The sequence below is a fragment of the Chelativorans sp. genome (assembly GCF_031180965.1).
Lineage (GTDB): Bacteria > Pseudomonadota > Alphaproteobacteria > Rhizobiales > Rhizobiaceae > Chelativorans.
Genome location: NZ_JAPSLH010000006.1, coordinates 180,088 through 198,765 on the forward strand (window position 1 = coordinate 180,088; position 18,678 = coordinate 198,765).

Sequence of the window (18,678 nt, forward strand, 5' to 3'; positions counted from 1 at the left end):
TGTCTGCGTCAGCGCTTCGGAAGCAAGGATATAGCGGCCGCAGCCAGCGCCTCGGCGCCGCCCGGCGCAAACGTGGCCGGCTGGCCGTAGTAGCGGTGTGCCTCGTCCACTTCGTAGCCTCCAAAGGCATACTCCTCACGCGGCGGGATGTAGCCGGGATTGTCCTCGGCAAAACCGGCGATGAAGAGGGGCTTCGGCCCGAAGGCCTCCCGGATCGAAAGCGCGGTTGATGCAAATATCTCGCCTGGCAGACCGATAACGGGCAACCCGCCCCAATCAAGGACGGTGACGCGCGCCGGCAGCGGGCGCATGTCGCGCCCGGCGACCGTTTCCGCCCAGGCGATCCAGTAATTGAGGAGGGTGGCGCTTAATGGATCGGCTTGGTTAAGCTGTCGCCGCCACTGCGCGACCAGGGTTTCAGGCTTTTCCTGCTCACGCGGCTCGAAGCGCAATGCGACCTCGGCAGCTGCAGCATCAACATGCTCGCCAAGCGGGGCAGGGGTGGCCCGAATGGCTGCAGCCGCGATCGCGCGTCCGATCCGCTCCGCAGCCGCAAAGCTGCGCTCCGGCTTTGGCGTGAGAGACATGGAAGCATGTGCCGAATGGCCCGTGTTCGCGTCCCCCACACAGCCGGTCAGAAAGACAGCAATTGCCCCTGGATGTGCTTCCTCCAGAGCTGCGCGTACGTAGTGCGGATAGTCGGCGGTCCAAAGCGTGTTGTCCGCTCCCAGCACCACGGGATGACAGGCATAGCCGGTCATCAGCGCGATCACGGTACCGTCCTCGCCGACCACCCGCAGAAGCGGCAGCGAACGATCGAGCGGCCCGCCGGAGTGGCGGCGGTTGCGGGCGATGTCGGGATCGACACCCAGACCCACCTCCAGCCGGGCCGGACACTGTCGCGCTACCGCTTCATCGATGGCTCGTACGCAGGCTTCCTCGAGATGGGCGAGATAGGCGGGGTCTGCGTCAGCGCCGAGCCGCCGGATCATCGAAACCGGGCCGCCGTGATTGTGAAGTGCCGCCACGATGACGCGCTCGTCCGGCAACATGGAGCGGCGGCGGATGCGCTTGCTCATCTCGTGGTGCAGCCCGATCACGTCAGCAACCGCAATTGCCGTGTCACCAACGGCGAGAGCCCGCACGGTGAGCGGATCGTGCGTGCCGCTGGCTGGGAGGGTTCGCGCCGCAAAACCGGACATCGCAAGCCCGGCAGGCGGGGTGATGTCGACGACGGCGGCGCCGGCTAGGATCATCTACAAAACACCTCTTCGCCGGCCTTCCAGACGGCGTGGACCTGAAGGGGTTCGCCCGGGGCGCCAGGCGTGAATTGCAGAAGGTCCGCAGGCTGGCCCGGCGCAAGGCGCCCGAGCCCGCCGACAAACCGTCCCGGGTTCATCGTCGCAAGTTGCAGGGCTTCGGCAAGCGAGAGCCCCGCCATACGCATCGCGATTGGTACGTTGGCAATCAGCGGCAGGCCGGCACCGGCGAGATAAGGCGTGCCGGTAATGCTGATCCGGCCGTCGCTGCGCACTTCAACCTCGCCACCGACCACCTGCGAATAGATGCCGGGAGGCATGCCGGCGAGTGCCACGCAGTCGGAGACAAGCAGCGAGCGTTCAAGACCCTTGGCGCGCAGCATCGCCTTGAAGGTTTCAGCAGGTAGATGATGGCCGTCGGCGATGAAGCTCGCCGAAAGCCGGTCTTCCGCAAGCTGCGCCCAGATGAGATTGGGGTGGCGGGGCATCATCCCCGCGACGCCGTTGCCCAAATGCGTGGAAAGCGAAGCGCCCGCTTCTGCAGCGGCAAATATCTCTTCCGGGGTGGCGGCCGAGTGTCCCAGCGCGGCATGAACACCCGCAGCCACGACTGCGCGGATATAATCCACGGCGCCTTTGTGCTCGGGCGCCAGTGTGATCAGGCGGATCAGGCCGCCGCTCGCCTTCTGCCAATGCGAAAACTCCTCGAGCGAGGGCGGCCGAACGTGGGCCGCCGGATGCGCGCCGCGGGGGCCGTCTGCCGGCGACACGCTCGGCCCTTCCATGTGGATGCCGGGGATGACCTGCCGTGACAGCCCATCCATGCGCCGGGCCTCGGCAATCGCTGCCAGCGCATCGAGCAGCGCCTCCTTCGATGCAGTGATCAGCGTCGGTAAATAGGTGGTCACGCCGAGGCAGAGCATAGTGCGGGTGAGCTGGATAACCCGCTCAGGATCAACCTTCCCGTCGTTAAGGTCGATGCCGGCATAGCCGTTGACCTGCAGGTCGATCAGCCCCGGCGTCAGATAGCCGTCACCAGCGCCCTCTGCCGCCGAAATCGCGACGATCACCCCATCGCGCACGGAGACGGCGATCCCTTCGCCGGTCGCGGGATCCCGGCCGGTGATCACGGCTGTGCCGCTCACAGGCTACGCACCCGGTCACGAAAACGGGAGATGAAGCGCGCGTTGGCCTCATCGCCCCCCGGTGCGTTGCCGCTGCGCCAGACCGGAGGCTCGATGCCGCGCTCCACGAGCTTAGCGACTGTGCGGATCACCAGGCAGTTCAGTGCAAAGGCATTGGCAAATGTCGAGATCGCGGCGATGTTCTCGCCCATGCCGGGCACGCGCACCACCGCATCGCCGATCGGCACCTTCGTGTCGATCGCGATGTCGACGATGTCATTCAGGTTCTTTTTGGTCGGATGGCGCGCCGGGTGATCGGGCGCCGTGTTCTGCGCGTGCTCGCGCGAACTCACACCAATGAGAAAAGCGCCGCGCGAACGCGCTTCCAGGGCGGCGTCGATGAGGGCCGCGTTGATGCCATAGGCATTGGCGAGGATCAGCATATCCGTCTCGCCGAGGCGGGCGTTGGAGATGACCACGCGGCCATAGCCCGGCGTGCGCTCGATGGCCATGGAGCGCAGCGCGCCGTTGGAAAGAAGTGTGCCTTCGTCGAGGATGGCGCTGACATGCATCAGTCCGCCGGCGCGGAAGAAGACTTCCTGCGAGGCGAGGTTCGAATGGCCGCCGGGGCCGAAAATGTGCACCAGCCGGTCGGCTTCGATCTGCTCTGCCAGCCTTGCGGCCGCTGCATCCAACGGCGCGCGCTCCTCGCTCAGGATGCGCTGCATCAGCGAATGGACTTCTGCGAGATAGCCGGCGCAGAGTGCATCGGCGTCGATCGTCTCAGGCATCGGGGTCGGCCTCCCTGTCCAGAAAGAGCGTGCAATCCGGGTGCCGGCGCAGGATGCTCGCCGGGCAGGCGGTCGTCACCGGCCCCTGCAAGCTGCCGCGCACCGCCTCTTTTTTGTGCGTGCCTGGCACGATGCAGAAGAGCCGGTCGGCGCGCAAGAGCCGCGGGATCGTCAGCGTGATCGCCTGCCGCGGCACGGAGTCCATGCTGGCAAACCCCTGATCGTCGAGCTGCTGCCTGCGGCAGATCTCGTCTAGTTCGATCACCTTCACGTCCAGCGGATCTTCAAAGTCGGCTACCGGCGGGTCGTTGAAGGCGATGTGCCCGTTGACCCCGATCCCGAGGCAGATCACGTCGATCGGCGCTTCGTCCAGAAGGGCCGCATACCGCTCGCACTCCCGTTGCGGGTTCGGCTCGGGGTCGATCTTGTGCACGGCCGCCAAGGGAATTCGTTCGAATAAATGCCGGTCGAGCCAATTGCCGAAGCGCTGCGGCGCGCCGGGCGGAAGACCGATAAACTCGTCCATATGGAAGGCAGTAACACGGCTCCAGTCTACGCTCTCGGCGCCGCTGAGCCGCGCGAGCATGGATGACTGGCTTGGTGCGGCAGCGAAGACCATGCGCAGGTGATCCTGCTGGCGCAGGCCCTCTCTCAGCGCCTCGGCGACCGCAACCGCGGCAGCAGCGCCCATTTCCTCGCTGTTGCGGTAGGTTTGCACGAGTAGCTGTTCCACCCGGCGAGCGGAAACGGGTAAGGGCGGCACGTCTGATAGAAAGGGACGCAAGCAAAACTCCAGAAAGGCTTCAGCTTCCGGCTGGAGGCATTGTCGCCGGTATGCGTCATATTATGTGCAACCGGTTGCATGTCAACGCTTGCATTGCGGCGCGCCTCATGCATTCTCATGCGGGGCAATGAACGCCGGGAGAAGAGCTTTGCCGGTCGAGCGGAAGGGCGGGGTTACGATCAGCCAGGTGGCTGAGGCGGCGGGTGTGGCGCGCTCCAGCGTTTCGCGCGCCTACACCAAGCCGCATATGCTGAGCCCCGATACGGTGGAGCACATCAAGGCGGTGGCCGAGCGTCTCGGCTATATTCCCAATCATACGGCGCGCGCGCTCAGCACCGGCCGCAACGGCAACATCGCCCTCATCGTGCCGGATGTGGCAAACCCCTTCTTCCCGCCTCTGATCCGGGCGGCGCAGGGGGAGGCGGACCGGTACGATTTCTGCGTCTTCCTCGGCAATTCCGAAGAGGACGCCGAGAAGGAAGACAAGCTGCTCAGCCGTCTATCGAGCCAGGTGGAGGGAGTGATTCTTGCGTCCCCCCGTCTTTCCGACGAGCGCATCCTGGCGCATGCCTCGCTGAAGCCAATGGTGCTGATCAACCGCAACGTGGAGGGGATTCCGAGGGTGCTGATCGATAGTGGCACCGGCGTGGCGCAAGCGACAAGACATCTGGCCGAGCAGGGGCACAGGCGCATAGTTTATGTGAGCGGCCCCTCGGCCTCCTGGTCGAACAGGCAGCGCCGCTCCGCCGCGCGCAACACTGCTGCCAAACTTAGCCTGGAATTCAGCGTTGTCTCGGCTTCCGTCCCAAGCTTCGAGGCTGGCCTGCAGGCGGTCCCCTCCATCCTCGGCCGGAAAGCCACGGCAGCGATCGCTTTCGACGATGTCATGGCGCAGGGCGTTCTGGCCGGCCTCGCCGCACGCGGCGTATCCGTGCCGGAGGAGTTTTCTGTTGTCGGCTGCGACGATGCGCTGGGACCCTTGATGGTGCCTGTCCTGACCACGGTTTCCGGCCAGTCAGTGGAGGCGGGCAAACTTTCCGTATCGCTGCTGATGCAGGTGCTGCAGTCGGATGCGCTGGGCGATGCGTGCTATGTCCTGGAAACGCACCTGATCGTTCGGTCGACGACGAATGCGGCACCCTAGGCATGCTCGATTCCTTCTCGAGCTGATGCTTGGGACGGGAATAATCTCGGACTTTGGTCCCTCGGACAGGCACGAACTGCACTTCAGGCAAAGAAGACTCGACCATGCGCCGAGGAATGGCGGATGAATGCACACAGCCGACTTCCGCTTCCTGTGAAAAGAGAGCCGAGACATGCCGCGGCAGGTTCGGACCGAGGAAGGCCATGGCAGAACCGGGAAGAAGAACAGACTTGTCGCTACGCTCAGCGGCCGCGCTGCTCCCTGTTCAACTAGGTCAGGAGGCGCCGAGCGTCTGCCGAGACGGTCGGGCGGACGCCGCTGCGCTCGGCAGCAACACTAGTCAGCCTCGTTCCACCACGCCTGCAGGGCTCCTTACCGCGGCCCACAGGAGACTTAGGCCGGTGGCTTCCCGATGTGGTCTCGGGCAGACTTGGGTGGACATTGGCGAGGACGAAAGGAGTTTCCGACGTCTTGCCAACGCTTGCGGCGTACTTATCCTGCCAGAGGTAGCTTTGTAGAGCGGGCGGGAAGGCGCTTCAGCACCAGCCGCGCGACCGACTACCTTCCGACGTAGTGCCTATCCCTTGACCGGAATTGGTGCAACATGATCGGGAATATCGGTGAGGGATCATGAAGCAGCATGCGCCCGCGTCCTTTGAAGGCGATGCCGAGACGCCGGTGAGGTTTGCGGTTCTCGTGTTTCCCGGCTTTCCCTTGATGGCGTTCAGCTCCGTCATCGAACCGCTTCGCGCGGCCAACAGTCTTGCTGGAAAGCAATGCTATACCTGGATTACAGTTGGCGTTAGTGGGCAAAAAGTGTTTGCATCCAACGGAGTGGGTATCGATCCTGACTATTTCGTTCAAGCAGCGCCGCTGGTCGACCGGATCGTAGTCTGCTCCGGCGGCGATGCCGACCTGGTGGTGGCAGACGAGGCACTTGTCTGGATCAGGAAAAATCTCCGGGCGGGCGGCAAGGTTGGAGCCGTCGCGGATGCCGCCTTCTTTCTCGCCAGGGCGGGGTTGCTTGACGGCCATGCCTGCACCCTGCACTGGACCAGCCAGCCCGCCTTTCGGGAAGCATTTCCGGATCTCGACATGCGGCACGATCTATACGTGATAGACCGGCGCCGCTTCACCTCGGCAGGAGGTGTGGGTAGCCTGGACATGATGCTTGAGCTGATTGCCAGAGATTATGGCCCGGAACTCGCCGCGGGTGTTGCCGAATGGTATGTACATAGCCCGTTGCGCTCCAGTGTCGACCGCAGGATGATGCCGCTACGTCTACGCACCGGCATTCGCGACGACCTGGTGTTGAAAGCAGTGGCTATCATGGAGGATGCGGTGGAAGACCGGCTGAGCATGGCCGATCTCGCCCGGCGCCTGAGCATTTCGCCAGACAAGCTCGAACGTGCCTTCCAGGCGGAACTCAACACCGTTCCGAGCCTCTACTACCGCCGGCTAAGGCTCGGGCGAGCGGCGGATCTTCTGGCCCATTCCAGCGTTCCCATAGGCGAGGTCGCCCTGTCCTGCGGCTTTGCCAGCGCATCGAGCTTCGCCCGCGCCTTTCGCGAGCAATTCGGCTACCCTCCGCGCGACGCCCGCCGACGGCCGCGCAATCCTATAGCCTCAAACGGAAAGCGTCAGCTTGGTGAAGTCTGTTAGCGGATTCCGGCACAATTTTTGCGGTATCGCAGGCATCGCCGAGCGCGACGATGGTTCATCCTCCTCTCGATAGGGGAGGTTGTTCATGAGTATTGTCGTCTTTGATCCGGATAAGGTGGATGACGTCGACTTCGCCGACCGGATGCGCCATCCCGCTGCGGCCGATCCCGGCGGCGGCATGTGGCTGTCCGATACCGAGCCGCCTTACATCGACGCCAATGCGCTACGAAAAGGCCGGCTGAAGAGGCTTCGCGACTGGCTGAGCGAGGCAGGCTACGGTGCGGTCGTCCTTTTTGATCCCTACAATCAGCGTTACGCCACCGGCTCGCGCAACATGTTCGGCTATTTTCTGCGCAATTCCACGCGGTACTTCTTCATCCCAGCGGTGGGGCCGATCATCCTCTTCGAGTACCCGCAGAGCTACCATGTCTCGATGGTTCTCGACACGGTCGATGAAGCGCGTCCGTCGAAACTGGTGTGGTCTTCGGTTTCCGGCCGCGACGACGAGTCGGCTGGATCGTTTGCCGACGAGATCGCCGATCTCCTTCGCGCCCACGGAGGCGGATCGATGAAAATCGGCCTCGACCGGTGCCAGCATCTTCACGCCCTGGCGCTTGAGAAACGCGGTTGTGAGGTGAAGGACTGTCAAGGCGAGATCCTTGCGGTTCGCGCCATCAAGACACCGGAGGAGGTAAGGTGTCTCCAGGTCTCGATGGCCGGCGCGGAAGCGGCGGTGGCTGCCGTGCGCGAAGCGATCAAGCCCGGTATTTCGGAGAACGAGCTTTTCGCCATGATGTATCACGAGGTGATCCGGCAGGGTGGAGAATTCATCGAAACCCGTTTGCTCACCTCCGGTCAACGCACCAATCCGTGGTTTAACGAGGCGAGCGGCCGCAAGATCCGGCCGGGCGAACTCGTTGCGCTCGATACAGATACGATCGGGTGCTATGGCTACTATTCCGACTTCTCGCGCACCTTTCGCTGCGGTCCCGGCAGGCCGACCGACTATCAGAAGACGCTGTACCGGATGGCTTATGACCAGGTTCAGCACAATATCGGCATCGTCAAGCCAGGAATGGCATTCCGCGAGATCGCGGAAAAGGCTTGGAAAATTCCGGAGCGTTTCATCGAGCAGCGCTACACTTCCGTCATGCATGGTGTCGGCATGCATGGCGAAACGCCGTTCATCGCACATGCCATTGATTACGAGACCTATGGCCGTGACGGACACCTGGTGCCGGGCATGGTGGTCAGTGTCGAGAGTTACATCGGTGAGAAGGACGGCCGCGAGGGGGTCAAGCTCGAGGATGAAATACTGATCACCGATACCGGGACCGAGCTTCTCTCGCGCTTCCCCTATGAGGAAGACTTCCTTTCCAAGGAGGTGTGAATGAGGCGCCCGCTTTCGATCGACAAAGCCAAGGCGGCCGCGCTCTTTGTCGACCTGCAGGAGGAGCACCGGCAGGACGCCCGCTACCTCGTGGCGGGATTTGATACGCTGATCGCCAATGTGCGAAAGCTTCAGGAGGTAGCTCGCGCGGGCGGCGTGCCAGTTCTGCATTCGGCGTATGTTCTTGACGGCAGCATGCGCGCGCGGCGGCCACTTTATCCGGTGAAGCCTGATGGAACGCCGGCGTTCAGTGAACGAGGCAGCCCACTTTCCGAGATATGCCCGGAAGTGGGACCCGTGGGAGGCGAGCCTGTTCTCATAAAATCCGAGGCGAGCGCCTTTGGTGACGGCCGTCTCGCCGAACTTCTACACAAAGCCGGTGTGGAGTGGCTGTTCATTGCCGGCGTGTGGACCGAAGCCTGTATCGATGCAACGGTGAAGCATGCAGTGGACGGCGGCTTCCGTGTCATTCTGGTCAAGGATGCCTGCAGCAGCGCGACTTCGGCCATGCACAAGACAGCCATCCTCAACATCGCCAACCGGCTCTATGGGGGTGCCGTCACCGATACCAACGGCGCCTGTCGGCTGCTCCTGGGCGAGAGGATCGAAGCTTGGCAGGTGGTTGGATCGGTGCCGCTCCGCTTCACCTTCCAGAACGCAGACGAACTCTACCGGCAACTCTAGCAGGCAGGCGAAGCGATGGAAGTCCTGCAATTCATGATCGACAACCAGGAGGTCATCGGCGAGCGGGCACTCGAGCATCTTTCCATCGTCTTCGTTGCCGTGGCGATCGCCATCGCGACGGCCGTTCCGATCGGTGTAGCGATCACACAGTCGAGGCTGGCGGCCGATGTGGTCCTTTACGCCGCATCGATGCTGATCACCGTGCCGTCCATCGCGCTCTTCGGTCTTATGATCCCGCTGCTCTCGCCCATTGGCCATGGCATCGGATACGTTCCGGCAGTGATCGCCGTGGTGCTCTATTCTCAGCTGCCGATCATCCGCAACACCTATACCGCGATAATTGACGTCGATCCGGCGCTGCGCGAGGCGGCGATCGGCATGGGTATGAGCACGCTCCAGCGCCTGCGTGAGATAGAGATCCCGCTGGCGCTTCCGGTCATCATGGCTGGCATCCGGACTGCGGTGGTCATGAATATCGGGATTGCCGCCATCGCTGCCTATATCGGGGCGGGCGGCCTCGGCACGTTCATTTCGCGTGGCATCAGCCAGTCCGACCCCCGGCAGCTTATCACCGGCGCCATCGCCGTCTCGCTGCTGGCGATTGCGGCCGATCTCCTTCTGGCGCTCGTCCAAAGGCTCATCACTTCCGCTGGCATCCGGCGCGAGGTGGAGGCGTGATCAGGTTGGAACATCTGACGAAGATCTTCGGTAGCCGCGAGCGCGGCATCGTTGCGGTCGACGACGTTAGTTTCGAGCTGCCAAAAGGCGAAATCTGCGTTCTGCTCGGCCCGTCAGGATGTGGCAAGACAACAACGATGAAGATGATCAACCGGCTGATCCAGCCTACCAGCGGAACGGTGTTCATCGACGGCGAAGATACGAGCGCGGTGGATCCCATCAGGCTGAGGCGCTCCATCGGCTATGTCATCCAGCAAATCGGATTGTTTCCCAACAAAACGGTGGCCGAGAACATCTGCGTGGTCCCCGATCTTCTTGGTTGGGATCGCAGGAAGGCGCGCAGCCGGGCCGTCGAGTTGCTCGAACTGGTCGGCATGCCGCCCGCCACGTTCATGGACCGATACCCGAAAGAGCTTTCCGGCGGGCAGCAACAGCGCGTCGGCGTCATCAGGGCACTCGCCGCCGATCCGCCTGTTATGCTGATGGACGAACCCTTCGGCGCCATCGATCCCATCAACCGGGAAATAATCCAGGACGAGTTCCTGCGCATGCAGGGTGCTCTGAAGAAGACCATCATCTTCGTCTCGCATGATTTGAACGAGGCGGTGAAGATGGCGAACAGGATCGCGATCTTCCGTAACGGTCGGTTGGAGCAGTTCGCCACGCCTGCCGAGCTCCTTGCCAGGCCCGCCAACGACTTCGTCGCGAATTTCCTCGGGTCCGACAGGGCGCTGAAGCGCCTTGCCCTTGTCTCCGTTGCGGAGGCCATGCTCACCGACTTCGAGATTATCCACGAGGACGACCCCGCTGCTCGCGCGGAGGCGGCGTTGCGTGCTTCGGGTCTGCTCGCGCTCCCCATGGTGGACGCTGAGGGCCGCCCATCCGGCATGCTTGCTCAGGGTGACGTCGCTCAAACCCAGGCTACGGCGGCGGAATGCAGCCGGCCAGTTCATGCAACCGTGCAGATTTCGGCTGATTTGCGGAATGCGGTGGCACTCATGTTCGCGCAGGACATGCCAGTTCTCCCCTGCGTCGATCAGGAGGGCAGGCTGAAGGGTATCCTCACCTGGCGCTCAATCGTCAGGTCCCTCTCCGTGCGGGGCGCAGACTCATGATGCACGCCGATGCCGAGCGAGTGACCGTCCCGCAGGTTGGGAGCGCGAATTTCGCGTCAGCCCGCGCCCGGTTGGACGGCATAGGTTTCCTGTTCCTGCTCGTCTTCCTCCTGGCGCTTCTGAGCTGGGCCTGGTCGAGCGGGATGCTGCCGGAGATTCTCAGCTATCGCGAGGACATCATCTATCTCTTCCGGCAACACATCGAGCTGGTGGTGTCGGCCGCGGTGCTTGCCACTTTCACTGCAATTCCCATCGGCGCCGTTCTTTCCCGGCCAGCCTTTCGCGGTTCATCGGAGCTCATCCTTCAGATCTTCAATCTGAGCATGACGATCCCGACGCTGGCCATCTTGGCGCTCTCCATGTCGGTGCTAGGCATCGGGTTCGCACCTGCCGTGTTCGGCCTCTGGGCCATGACGATCCTGCCCATCATCAGGAATACCTATACCGGGCTGCGGGCAGTCTCGCCGCATTTGATCGAAGCCGCGCGAGGGATGGGGATGACGCCCGCCCAGGTGTTCTGGCGGGTGGAGCTGCCCAACGCACTGTTCGTGATCTTCGGCGGCATCCGCATTGCGTTCTCGATATGCGTCGGCACCGCGCCGCTCGCCTTCCTCATCGGCGCCGGCGGCTTTGGCGAGCTCATCTTCACAGGCATCGCGCTGAATGAGACGCCGATGGTTCTGGCAGGTGCCATTCCGACAGCGCTCATCGCTGTCATCACAGATTTCCTCATCGGCAGGGTCCAATACCACCTGGTGCCGCGGGGAATAAATCCGCTGCGATAGCGGGAAAATGGGAGGAAACAAAAATGCACTTCTTTCTGAGGGTGGCCGCTTCCGCGGCGCTATTCTTCGCTAGCCCGGCGGCTGGCTGGGGGGCCGAACTTGCTGTGGGCGGCAAGAACTTTACCGAACAGCTCCTCATGGCGGAGATGACGAAGCAGCTGCTGGAGAGCAAAGGACACACAGTAGTCAAGAAGGACGGCATGGGCACTGTGATCGTCCGTGCTGCGCTGGAAGGCGGCGAGGTCGACCTCTATTGGGAATATACAGGCACCTCGCTCATCACCTTTAACAAGGTGACGGAGGCGCTCTCTGCTGAAGAGACCTATGAAAGGGTGAAGGAGCTCGACGGCGAAAAGGGGCTCGTCTGGCTCGCGCCTTCCAAGGCGAACAACACCTATGCCATGGCGATCAGCACCGCCAATCCGAATACCGCCGGTATGGAGACAATCTCCGATCTGGCGGCGGCCTATAACGCCGGCAAGAGCCTGCGCATGGGGACCACGGCGGAGTTTCCGAAGCGGGAGGACGGGCTGCTCGGGTTGCAGAGGACCTACGGCTTCGAGGCGGGACGCGCGAATGTCCGGCCGATGGAGCTTGCCCTTGCCTATAATGCACTGGCCAACGGAGACCTGGATGTTGTTTCCGCGCAGGCAACTGACGGGCTGATCGCAGCCTTGGGTCTCGCGCTTCTGCGGGACGACAAAGGCTTCTTTCCCAACTATGCCCTTGCGCCCGTTATCCGAAAGGAGACGCTGGATGCCAATCCGGAGCTGAAGGACATACTCGAGTCCCTTTCGGCGAGACTGGACGATGCCGCGATGCAACGGCTCAACGGGCAGGTGGATGTGGAGAAGAAGTCCATCGAGGAGGTGTCCGCGATGTTCCTCAAGGAAAGTGGGCTTCTATGAGAAAAGCGATCGCGTGTTTCGGCGCAAGCACAGCTGAAAACAGCAAGAAGGGAGGGATTGCGATGAGCATCCTATCGCGTATTGCTTCGACGATTGCGTATGCTTTGGCGGTCGTGATGATTGCCGGTACGGCACTTGCCGCGGACCTGACCGTTGGCGGCAAAGACTTTACCGAGCAGCTCCTTGTCGCGGAAATGACCAAGCAGCTGCTTGAAAGCAAGGGCCACCGGGTGGACAAGAAGGACGGCATGGGCACGAACATTGTCCGAGCGGCCCTGGAGAGCGGCGAGGTCGACCTCTATTGGGAATACACCGGCACCTCGCTTGTCACCTTCAACAAGGTTACGGAGCGGTTGGACCCGGAACAGACCTATGCGCGGGTCAAGGATCTTGATGGGGCGAAAGGGCTGGTTTGGCTGGCACCGTCCAATGCCAACAACACCTATGCGCTCGCCATCCGGAAGGACAATCCGAAAACGGAGGGGATGACGGCAATCTCCGAGATGGCCGCTGCCTATAAAGCCGGGGAGTCGCTCCTTATGGCGACGACGGCCGAGTTTCCGAAGCGCGAGGACGGCCTGATCGGACTCGAAAAAGCGTATGAGTTCAAGGCGGGCCGCCGGAACATCCGCCCCATGGAGATCGGGCTGGTCTATCCCGCGCTTGCGGGCGGGGATGTGGACGTGGCGGTGGTGGGTGCTACAGACGGGCGGATTGCCGCCATGGACCTCGTGCTGCTCAAGGACGACAGGAATTTCTTCCCGAACTATGCGCTGGTGCCGGTCGTACGGCAGGAGGTCCTAAAGGAGCATCCGGAACTGCAGGGTATTCTGGAAGCGCTCTCCGCGCGGCTCGACGACACCGTGATGCAGCGCCTGAACGGCGAAGTAGACGTGGAGAAGAAGTCTGTCGAAGAGGTCGCCGCCACCTTCCTCAGGGAAGCAGGTCTCCTGTGAAAGCTGGTGGCACGTCTCACCCGCGGACCCGAAGCGTAGTCCCATGGAATACCCCGGCTCCCCCCAGGGAGAGAAGGGCACCGTGAGCCCCGATTACGCCGCTCTCGTTGATGCCCAGACCTGGGCCTTCATTCAGCGGGTGAATGCCTTTTATCCGCCCGAGGCGATCGGCATGCCGATCACCAAGAATCGCGAGGTCTACGAAAGGACGAGCCGTGCCTTCTTTGCGGGCTATCCCGAGGGAGTGGCAGCGGAAACAAGTGCCATTGCCGCTGCGGGCTACTCGATCCCGATCCGGATCTATAGGCCCGGGCAGCCCAGTAAGGCCGCGACGGTGCTCTATTTCCACGGCGGTGGCTTCATTCTGGGGAGTCTCGACAGCCATGACGACATCTGCGCGGAGCTCTCTGCTGCAACCGGATACACGCTCGTCTCGGTTGGCTACAGGCTTGCGCCGGAGCACAGCCACCACGAAACCCTCGATGACGTGGTGGCCGCTTTCAACTGGGCCGCGGAGGCATTCAGCGAGCCGCTTGTGCTTGTGGGAGAGTCAGCTGGAGGCACCCTTGCAGCCTGTCTTGCCCGCCAATCCCGTGGTCACCCGCGGGCCCCGGTCGGCCAGGTGCTGATCTATCCCTATCTCGGAGGCGACATGGAGACAGGCTCATACGTGGCACATGCCGATGCGCCCATGCTGACGACGCGCGACCTTCGCACATATGTTGCCACCTGGACTGGCGGCGCCGACGTCGCGGCGGATCTGCGGTTCATGCCGCTCGCGGACGACGATTTCTCAGGGCTTCCGCCAACAGTGATTTTTAGTGCCGAGTGTGATCCTCTCTCATCCGATGGAAAGATCTACTGCGAACGAGTTCGGGCTGCGGGGGGCTTGGCGTACCAGTGGGAGGAACATGGGTTGATACACGGCTACCTCCGTGGCCGCCATATGGTGGATCGGGCGAGGGCGAGTTTCGCCCGCATCATCCACGCCATCAAGGCGCCGTCGTTGTCGCGGGCCGGATTAACTCGGAGAGGATGACCCAGAAGAAGCGCCTTAGCCGAATAAAGCCGGTCGACTTCCGCAAGGGGGTGGAGGGGCCGGCCTGGGTTCTCGCCGTTGCATTTGATCGTAACTCCATCCACCGCCTACAGCGCCAGGCAGGTGATGACGGAAGCGGCAACGACGTCAGTAGCGATGTTGATCTCATCGCCAGCGGGCGTACGGTTTGCCGTGACCTACGAGATAGCGGGAACCGTGGTGAAGGAAAACGAGGCCGAAAAGCCGGAACTATTCCTGGTTCACATATGCTGGACCAGTCGATGCTCGTTCTTGTTCAGGAAAACGAGAGCGGCGAACCACTAAGCATCACGTTGGATCCCGATGCAGTTCGCGGTCTTGTGTGTGCGATCGGGCAGTCCTTTCCCGGCCGCACACCATGCCTGACCGCCGGCCGCCCGTCTTCTGGAGGCATACTGCCCGTAGACATAATTTGAGACACTGGCTTCTTGGCCATGCTATCGATTCTTCCGAAACGGGAGAGTGGATTGCCGCCGATTCAGAAACTGACCACCGAAGTCTTACTGAACATCGGCTTGTCGACATGGCTAGATGGGAAGCTGGCGGCGATTTCATCGCCTACCGGCTAGACGGCCTGGATCCCGATGCCCAGCAGGTGATGCTCGATGAGCCGAATGCGCTTTATGCATTCGTACTTGGCGAGGACGAACCAGCAGATCGCGAAACGGATTCGGAAAGACCGGCCTAATCCATCTCCTGCACTGTTCAGTGTGGGTATCCTGTGTGTGTGGTGGGCCGGGAGGGGACCTCGGCCTTGTGAAACACAGAAGGTCACCGGGTGGTTCACCTCGCCACTTCTGCCGCATGTTCTCAAATGGGCGGTGAACCGACTAAAGCGTGTGGGCGCGAATGATGAAGGTGCTCTATCAGGTGGCGCTCACAGCCAGCACGATCTTCCTCTCGGGCGAGTATGGTCTGGGTCACTGTCGCTCCGGTGCAAGAGTATTCCGGCGTGGCTGGGCAGAGCATGTGAGCACTTCTCGCTGCGGCCTTAGCCCGGTGCAGATATCTCGGGCCACAGCCCCGGCCACTTCGTAGCATTCAGTAGCGCCGCCTAAGCAATATTCTACGTCCCCCGTTCGAAGGTGGGTGCGGCAGGAAATTGCCTGACCTTGCGTGAGCGATCTCCCTGCGACACAAAGAGAGGCAATTACCAGTGGAGCGGCACAAAGCCGAACATAGTCAAAGCCTGAGAAAGTTGCCTTTACTGGCCAAGGCCTCACCTTCGTTCACCTCGATGAGGACTCGCTGCCTGTTTAGCGCGGCATACCGCAGCATCGCGCCAAGTGGCTGCCCTGGATCGAGGCTCAGATACTCCCAACCAAACCCGCGGGCGAGCAGCTGAAAATCAGGCGTGTAGATATCTACCCCAAGCGGTTCGACACCACGAAATTGCATATGGGTCTTGATTTCCCCGTATCCTGAGTTGTTCCAGAGCAGGACGATGAGCGGGGTTTCGGCGTCTACCGCGGAGCCAAGCTCCGCCAGGGTGAATTGAATGCCGCCATCGCCGATAAGGCAGACGACCGGGCGTTCGGGAACGCTCAGCGCGGCCCCAATCGCGGCCGGAAGTGCGTAGCCGAGCGTTCCATAGCCCGTGGACGAGCAGAACCATGAGCGGGGCCGCATGGAGGCATAAGCGAGACACCCAGCGTAGGCGGGCTGGGTTGAATCGCCGACGACGATCGCATCGGGCAGGACTTCTCGCACTTTCTCCAACAGGCGGAGACCTACTGTCATCATCGGGTCCAGCCCGCTGCGCACTTCGTCTCGGGCCCGTGCTGCCCGCTCTGCGCCGCCGCGGCGGCTACAGGTGGACCCCGCTGCGGCGGCGAAGAGCGCGCAGAGAGCCGCGCCCGCATCGGAAATGACCGTGATGTCCGCCCGGCTGCCGCGCATCGCCTGCTCCGGATCGATATCGATGCGCACGAGGCGGCCGTTGATTGTCGGACGGCCTGTTCCATAGGGATCGAAATCGGTTGGGCCGAGCTCGGTACCGACAGCTATGACGAGATCGGCGCCTGCGATAAGCTCGGCGCATCCCTGGAGGCTCGGCGTGCAGGGTACTGCCAGCGGATGTCCGGCGGGCAGGACGCCGCGGCCATTGACGGTCATGACGACAGGCGCATCCAGCGCTTCGGCCAACCGGTGGAGAGGGGCAGCTGCATCTGCGGCGCCACCACCAGCGAGAATGAGCGGGCGGGCAGCTTCTCCGGCAAGTTTCGCCACTCGGGCGATGGATTCGGCATCCGGCGCGGGCCTGGCTGGGGCCGATGCTCGTCGCGGGACGGGGAGGTGACTTGCATCCGCTGCCATGAGGTCGATCGGGATTTCGATGTGGACCGGCCGCGGCCTCGCCGATGCAAAGACAGCGAAGGCCCGGGCCAATACGGGCTCGAGTTCTTCCATCTTCAGGATCGTATGGCTGAAGGCGGTTACTTGTTTCATGAGCTGGCGCTGATCGGGCAGCTCATGCAGAAACCCTTCACCTGAACCCATATGGCCGCGTGCGTTCACGCCGGAAATGACCAGCATCGGAACAGAGTCCGCGAAGGCCTGTGCCACCGCCGTTGCAACATTCGTGAGGCCGGGGCCAGTAATGATGAAGCAGACGCCGGGCCTGCCGCTCGCTCTGGCGTAGCCGTCCGCCATGAACCCGGCACCCTGCTCGTGCCGCGGCGTCACATGCCGGATGCCGCTGCCCGGCAGGCCGCGATAGAGCTCGATCGTGTGCACGCCCGGTATGCCGAACACGGTATCGACCTCATAGGCACGCAGCAGTTCCACCAGATAGGTGCCAAAGGTCTTCATCCCACCCTCGCTGATACGCGGCGCGTGGCGCGCATGGCTTTGACTCGGGAAACCGTTCAGCCGCCGAACCCGACGATCCCCTTGGTCTCGAGGAACTCCTCGATGCCGTAGGCGCCATATTCACGGCCGTTTCCGGATTGCTTGTAGCCGCCGAAGGGGGCGTGAAGGTCCCAGTCGGGATAGTTGATGTTGACGGTCCCGGCGCGCAGTTGCCGGGCCACCCTGCGCGCCCGCTCGATGTCTTGCGACTGGACATAGGCTGCCAGCCCGTAGGGCGTGTCGTTGGCGATCCGGATCGCCTCGTCTTCTTCCCTGTAGGGCATGATCGCCAGAACCGGGCCGAAAATCTCCTCCCGCGCAATGGTCATCTCCGGCCGCACGTGGCCGAAGACGGTGGGTTTCACGTAGTAGCCGCGATTGAGGTCAGCGGGACGACCGGGGCCGCCGGCGACCAGCTCGGCTCCCTCGGCGATGCCGGTCTCGATCAGCCGCTGGATCTTGTCGAACTGGGCGCGGCTGACGACCGGGCCGAGCATCGTTCCCGCCACGCGAGGGTCTCCTACAATTGTTGCCTCGGCAACAGACCTGGCGATTGCGAGAGCCTCCTCGTGGCGGTCGAAGGGAACGAGCATCCTGGTGGGCGCGTCGCAGGACTGGCCGCTATTGGCAAAGCAGGACGAGACGCCGGTCCGCACCGCGCTTTCGAAATCGGCATCCGGCAAAATGATATTGGGCGACTTTCCGCCAAGCTCCTGCGAAACGCGTTTCACCGTGTCGGCCGCAAGCTTCGCAACGTCCACGCCCGCACGGGTCGAGCCGGTAAAGGAGACCATGTCGATGCCGGGATGGGAGGAAATTGCCCGGCCGACGTCTTCGCCCGTGCCGTTTACGAGATTGAAGACCCCGTTGGGGACGCCCGCCGCATGCATCACCTCCGCGAAGATGATGCCGCTCACCGGCGCAATCTCACTTGGCTTCAGGACCATCGTGCAGCCTGCCGCAAGCGCCGGAGCGACCTTGCAGACGATCTGGTTCAGCGGCCAGTTCCAGGGCGTGATCATGCCGGCGACGCCTATGGCCTCGCGGACGATGCGGGTGGTCCCCCGCTGGTGCTCGAATTCAAAGCCCTCCAGCGCCTCGATGGCCGCAGCAAGATGGGCCTGGCCGGCAAAGGCCTGCGCCTCACGGGCAAAGGCGATGGGAGCGCCCATCTCCTGGCTTACCGCCCGGGCGATATCCTCATAGCGGGCGTTGTAGGCTTCAAGCACGCGCCGCAGCAGCGCCAGCCGATCCGCCTTGGTTGTGGCCGCGAAGGCCGGGAACGCGCGCCGGGCAGCATCCACCGCACGATCGACATCCGCCGCCGAACCGGCCGCAATCTGCGTGAATGCTTCTTCCGTCGAAGGATCGATGACCTCCAGCGTGGCGCTTCCGAGCGGCTGCACCCAGGCGCCGTCGATATAGAACTGGAGCTCATGCGGCATTCTTTCCTCCTGAACAGGCTGGGGT

General features: G+C 62.6%; 18 protein-coding genes. 12 read left to right on the forward strand and 6 right to left on the reverse strand.

Going from position 1 to position 18,678, the window contains the following annotated elements; all coding sequences use genetic code 11:
• Positions 1-8 precede the first annotated feature (8 nt).
• The 4 genes from RIN79_RS07095 to RIN79_RS07110 are packed head-to-tail and all read right to left on the reverse strand — an operon-like array spanning position 9 to position 3,892.
• Positions 9-1,256 (reverse strand): alkaline ceramidase, encoded by a 1,248-nt coding sequence (locus tag RIN79_RS07095; RefSeq protein WP_309083936.1) that lies wholly within the window; start codon positions 1,254-1,256, stop codon positions 9-11.
• Positions 1,253-2,404 (reverse strand): amidohydrolase family protein, encoded by a 1,152-nt coding sequence (locus tag RIN79_RS07100; protein WP_309083937.1) that lies wholly within the window; start codon positions 2,402-2,404, stop codon positions 1,253-1,255. The genes RIN79_RS07095 and RIN79_RS07100 overlap by 4 nt, the downstream gene beginning before the upstream one ends.
• A complete protein-coding gene (locus RIN79_RS07105; RefSeq protein WP_309083938.1) occupies positions 2,401-3,174 on the reverse strand; it encodes a sugar isomerase domain-containing protein in 774 nt (257 codons plus the stop codon). The genes RIN79_RS07100 and RIN79_RS07105 overlap by 4 nt, the downstream gene beginning before the upstream one ends.
• A complete protein-coding gene (locus RIN79_RS07110) occupies positions 3,167-3,892 on the reverse strand; it encodes a glucosamine-6-phosphate deaminase (protein ID WP_309083939.1) in 726 nt (241 codons plus the stop codon). Before RIN79_RS07110 ends, RIN79_RS07105 begins: the two co-directional genes overlap by 8 nt.
• A gap of 214 nt (positions 3,893-4,106) precedes the next feature.
• Between RIN79_RS07110 and RIN79_RS07115 the strand changes: the two genes are divergently transcribed.
• From RIN79_RS07115 to RIN79_RS07170, 12 genes are all read left to right on the forward strand, one after another.
• Positions 4,107-5,102 carry a LacI family DNA-binding transcriptional regulator gene (locus tag RIN79_RS07115; protein ID WP_309083940.1) on the forward strand — a complete coding sequence of 332 codons (996 nt, stop codon included), beginning with the start codon at positions 4,107-4,109 and terminating at the stop codon, positions 5,100-5,102.
• Between the two features lie 630 nt (positions 5,103-5,732).
• The gene (locus tag RIN79_RS07120; RefSeq protein WP_309083941.1) at positions 5,733-6,764 is read left to right on the forward strand and encodes a GlxA family transcriptional regulator; all 1,032 of its coding nucleotides are present in this window, start codon (positions 5,733-5,735) and stop codon (positions 6,762-6,764) included.
• 85 nt (positions 6,765-6,849) lie between these two features.
• Positions 6,850-8,154 (forward strand): Xaa-Pro peptidase family protein, encoded by a 1,305-nt coding sequence (locus tag RIN79_RS07125; RefSeq protein WP_309083942.1) that lies wholly within the window; start codon positions 6,850-6,852, stop codon positions 8,152-8,154.
• Positions 8,155-8,838: an isochorismatase family protein gene (locus RIN79_RS07130; protein ID WP_309083943.1), complete on the forward strand. Its 684-nt coding sequence runs from the start codon at positions 8,155-8,157 to the stop codon at positions 8,836-8,838. It begins immediately after the preceding gene.
• A 15-nt stretch (positions 8,839-8,853) separates the two neighbouring features.
• A complete protein-coding gene (locus tag RIN79_RS07135; protein WP_309083944.1) occupies positions 8,854-9,516 on the forward strand; it encodes an ABC transporter permease in 663 nt (220 codons plus the stop codon).
• Complete coding sequence (locus RIN79_RS07140; RefSeq protein WP_309083945.1) at positions 9,513-10,631, forward strand: ABC transporter ATP-binding protein; 1,119 nt, start codon at positions 9,513-9,515, stop codon at positions 10,629-10,631. Before RIN79_RS07135 ends, RIN79_RS07140 begins: the two co-directional genes overlap by 4 nt.
• Entirely contained in the window at positions 10,628-11,416 is a 789-nt protein-coding gene (locus tag RIN79_RS07145) for an ABC transporter permease (RefSeq protein ID WP_309083946.1), read from the forward strand. The genes RIN79_RS07140 and RIN79_RS07145 overlap by 4 nt, the downstream gene beginning before the upstream one ends.
• A 23-nt stretch (positions 11,417-11,439) precedes the next feature.
• Positions 11,440-12,324, forward strand: coding sequence for a glycine betaine ABC transporter substrate-binding protein (locus RIN79_RS07150; protein WP_309083947.1), 885 nt, complete (start codon positions 11,440-11,442; stop codon positions 12,322-12,324).
• A gap of 62 nt (positions 12,325-12,386) precedes the next feature.
• Positions 12,387-13,280 carry a glycine betaine ABC transporter substrate-binding protein gene (locus tag RIN79_RS07155; protein WP_309083948.1) on the forward strand — a complete coding sequence of 298 codons (894 nt, stop codon included), beginning with the start codon at positions 12,387-12,389 and terminating at the stop codon, positions 13,278-13,280.
• A gap of 43 nt (positions 13,281-13,323) precedes the next feature.
• The gene (locus tag RIN79_RS07160) at positions 13,324-14,319 is read left to right on the forward strand and encodes an alpha/beta hydrolase (RefSeq protein ID WP_309083949.1); all 996 of its coding nucleotides are present in this window, start codon (positions 13,324-13,326) and stop codon (positions 14,317-14,319) included.
• Positions 14,316-14,774, forward strand: a complete 459-nt coding sequence (locus RIN79_RS07165) for a hypothetical protein (RefSeq protein WP_309083950.1) — start codon at positions 14,316-14,318, stop codon at positions 14,772-14,774. The genes RIN79_RS07160 and RIN79_RS07165 overlap by 4 nt, the downstream gene beginning before the upstream one ends.
• A gap of 107 nt (positions 14,775-14,881) precedes the next feature.
• The gene (locus tag RIN79_RS07170) at positions 14,882-15,046 is read left to right on the forward strand and encodes a hypothetical protein (RefSeq protein WP_309083951.1); all 165 of its coding nucleotides are present in this window, start codon (positions 14,882-14,884) and stop codon (positions 15,044-15,046) included.
• Positions 15,047-15,540: 494 nt separating this feature from the next.
• Here RIN79_RS07170 and RIN79_RS07175 read toward each other — a convergent pair whose 3' ends face one another.
• Positions 15,541-17,169, reverse strand: a complete 1,629-nt coding sequence (locus RIN79_RS07175) for a 5-guanidino-2-oxopentanoate decarboxylase (protein ID WP_309083952.1) — start codon at positions 17,167-17,169, stop codon at positions 15,541-15,543.
• A gap of 56 nt (positions 17,170-17,225) precedes the next feature.
• On the reverse strand, positions 17,226-18,653 hold the full coding sequence (locus RIN79_RS07180; protein ID WP_309083953.1) for an aldehyde dehydrogenase family protein: 1,428 nt from the start codon (positions 18,651-18,653) through the stop codon (positions 17,226-17,228).
• Positions 18,654-18,678: the final 25 nt, after the last annotated feature.

Coding starts and splice junctions, on each gene's coding strand:
- RIN79_RS07095 (WP_309083936.1), bottom strand. CDS start 1,256: ATGATCCTAGCCGGCGCCGCCGTCGTCGACATCACCCCGCCTGCCGGG.
- RIN79_RS07105 (WP_309083938.1), bottom strand. CDS start 3,174: ATGCCTGAGACGATCGACGCCGATGCACTCTGCGCCGGCTATCTCGCA.
- RIN79_RS07120 (WP_309083941.1), top strand. CDS start 5,733: ATGAAGCAGCATGCGCCCGCGTCCTTTGAAGGCGATGCCGAGACGCCG.
- RIN79_RS07125 (WP_309083942.1), top strand. CDS start 6,850: ATGAGTATTGTCGTCTTTGATCCGGATAAGGTGGATGACGTCGACTTC.
- RIN79_RS07130 (WP_309083943.1), top strand. CDS start 8,155: ATGAGGCGCCCGCTTTCGATCGACAAAGCCAAGGCGGCCGCGCTCTTT.
- RIN79_RS07135 (WP_309083944.1), top strand. CDS start 8,854: ATGGAAGTCCTGCAATTCATGATCGACAACCAGGAGGTCATCGGCGAG.
- RIN79_RS07145 (WP_309083946.1), top strand. CDS start 10,628: ATGATGCACGCCGATGCCGAGCGAGTGACCGTCCCGCAGGTTGGGAGC.
- RIN79_RS07150 (WP_309083947.1), top strand. CDS start 11,440: ATGCACTTCTTTCTGAGGGTGGCCGCTTCCGCGGCGCTATTCTTCGCT.
- RIN79_RS07155 (WP_309083948.1), top strand. CDS start 12,387: ATGAGCATCCTATCGCGTATTGCTTCGACGATTGCGTATGCTTTGGCG.
- RIN79_RS07160 (WP_309083949.1), top strand. CDS start 13,324: ATGGAATACCCCGGCTCCCCCCAGGGAGAGAAGGGCACCGTGAGCCCC.
- RIN79_RS07165 (WP_309083950.1), top strand. CDS start 14,316: ATGACCCAGAAGAAGCGCCTTAGCCGAATAAAGCCGGTCGACTTCCGC.
- RIN79_RS07170 (WP_309083951.1), top strand. CDS start 14,882: ATGGCTAGATGGGAAGCTGGCGGCGATTTCATCGCCTACCGGCTAGAC.
- RIN79_RS07175 (WP_309083952.1), bottom strand. CDS start 17,169: ATGAAGACCTTTGGCACCTATCTGGTGGAACTGCTGCGTGCCTATGAG.
- RIN79_RS07180 (WP_309083953.1), bottom strand. CDS start 18,653: ATGCCGCATGAGCTCCAGTTCTATATCGACGGCGCCTGGGTGCAGCCG.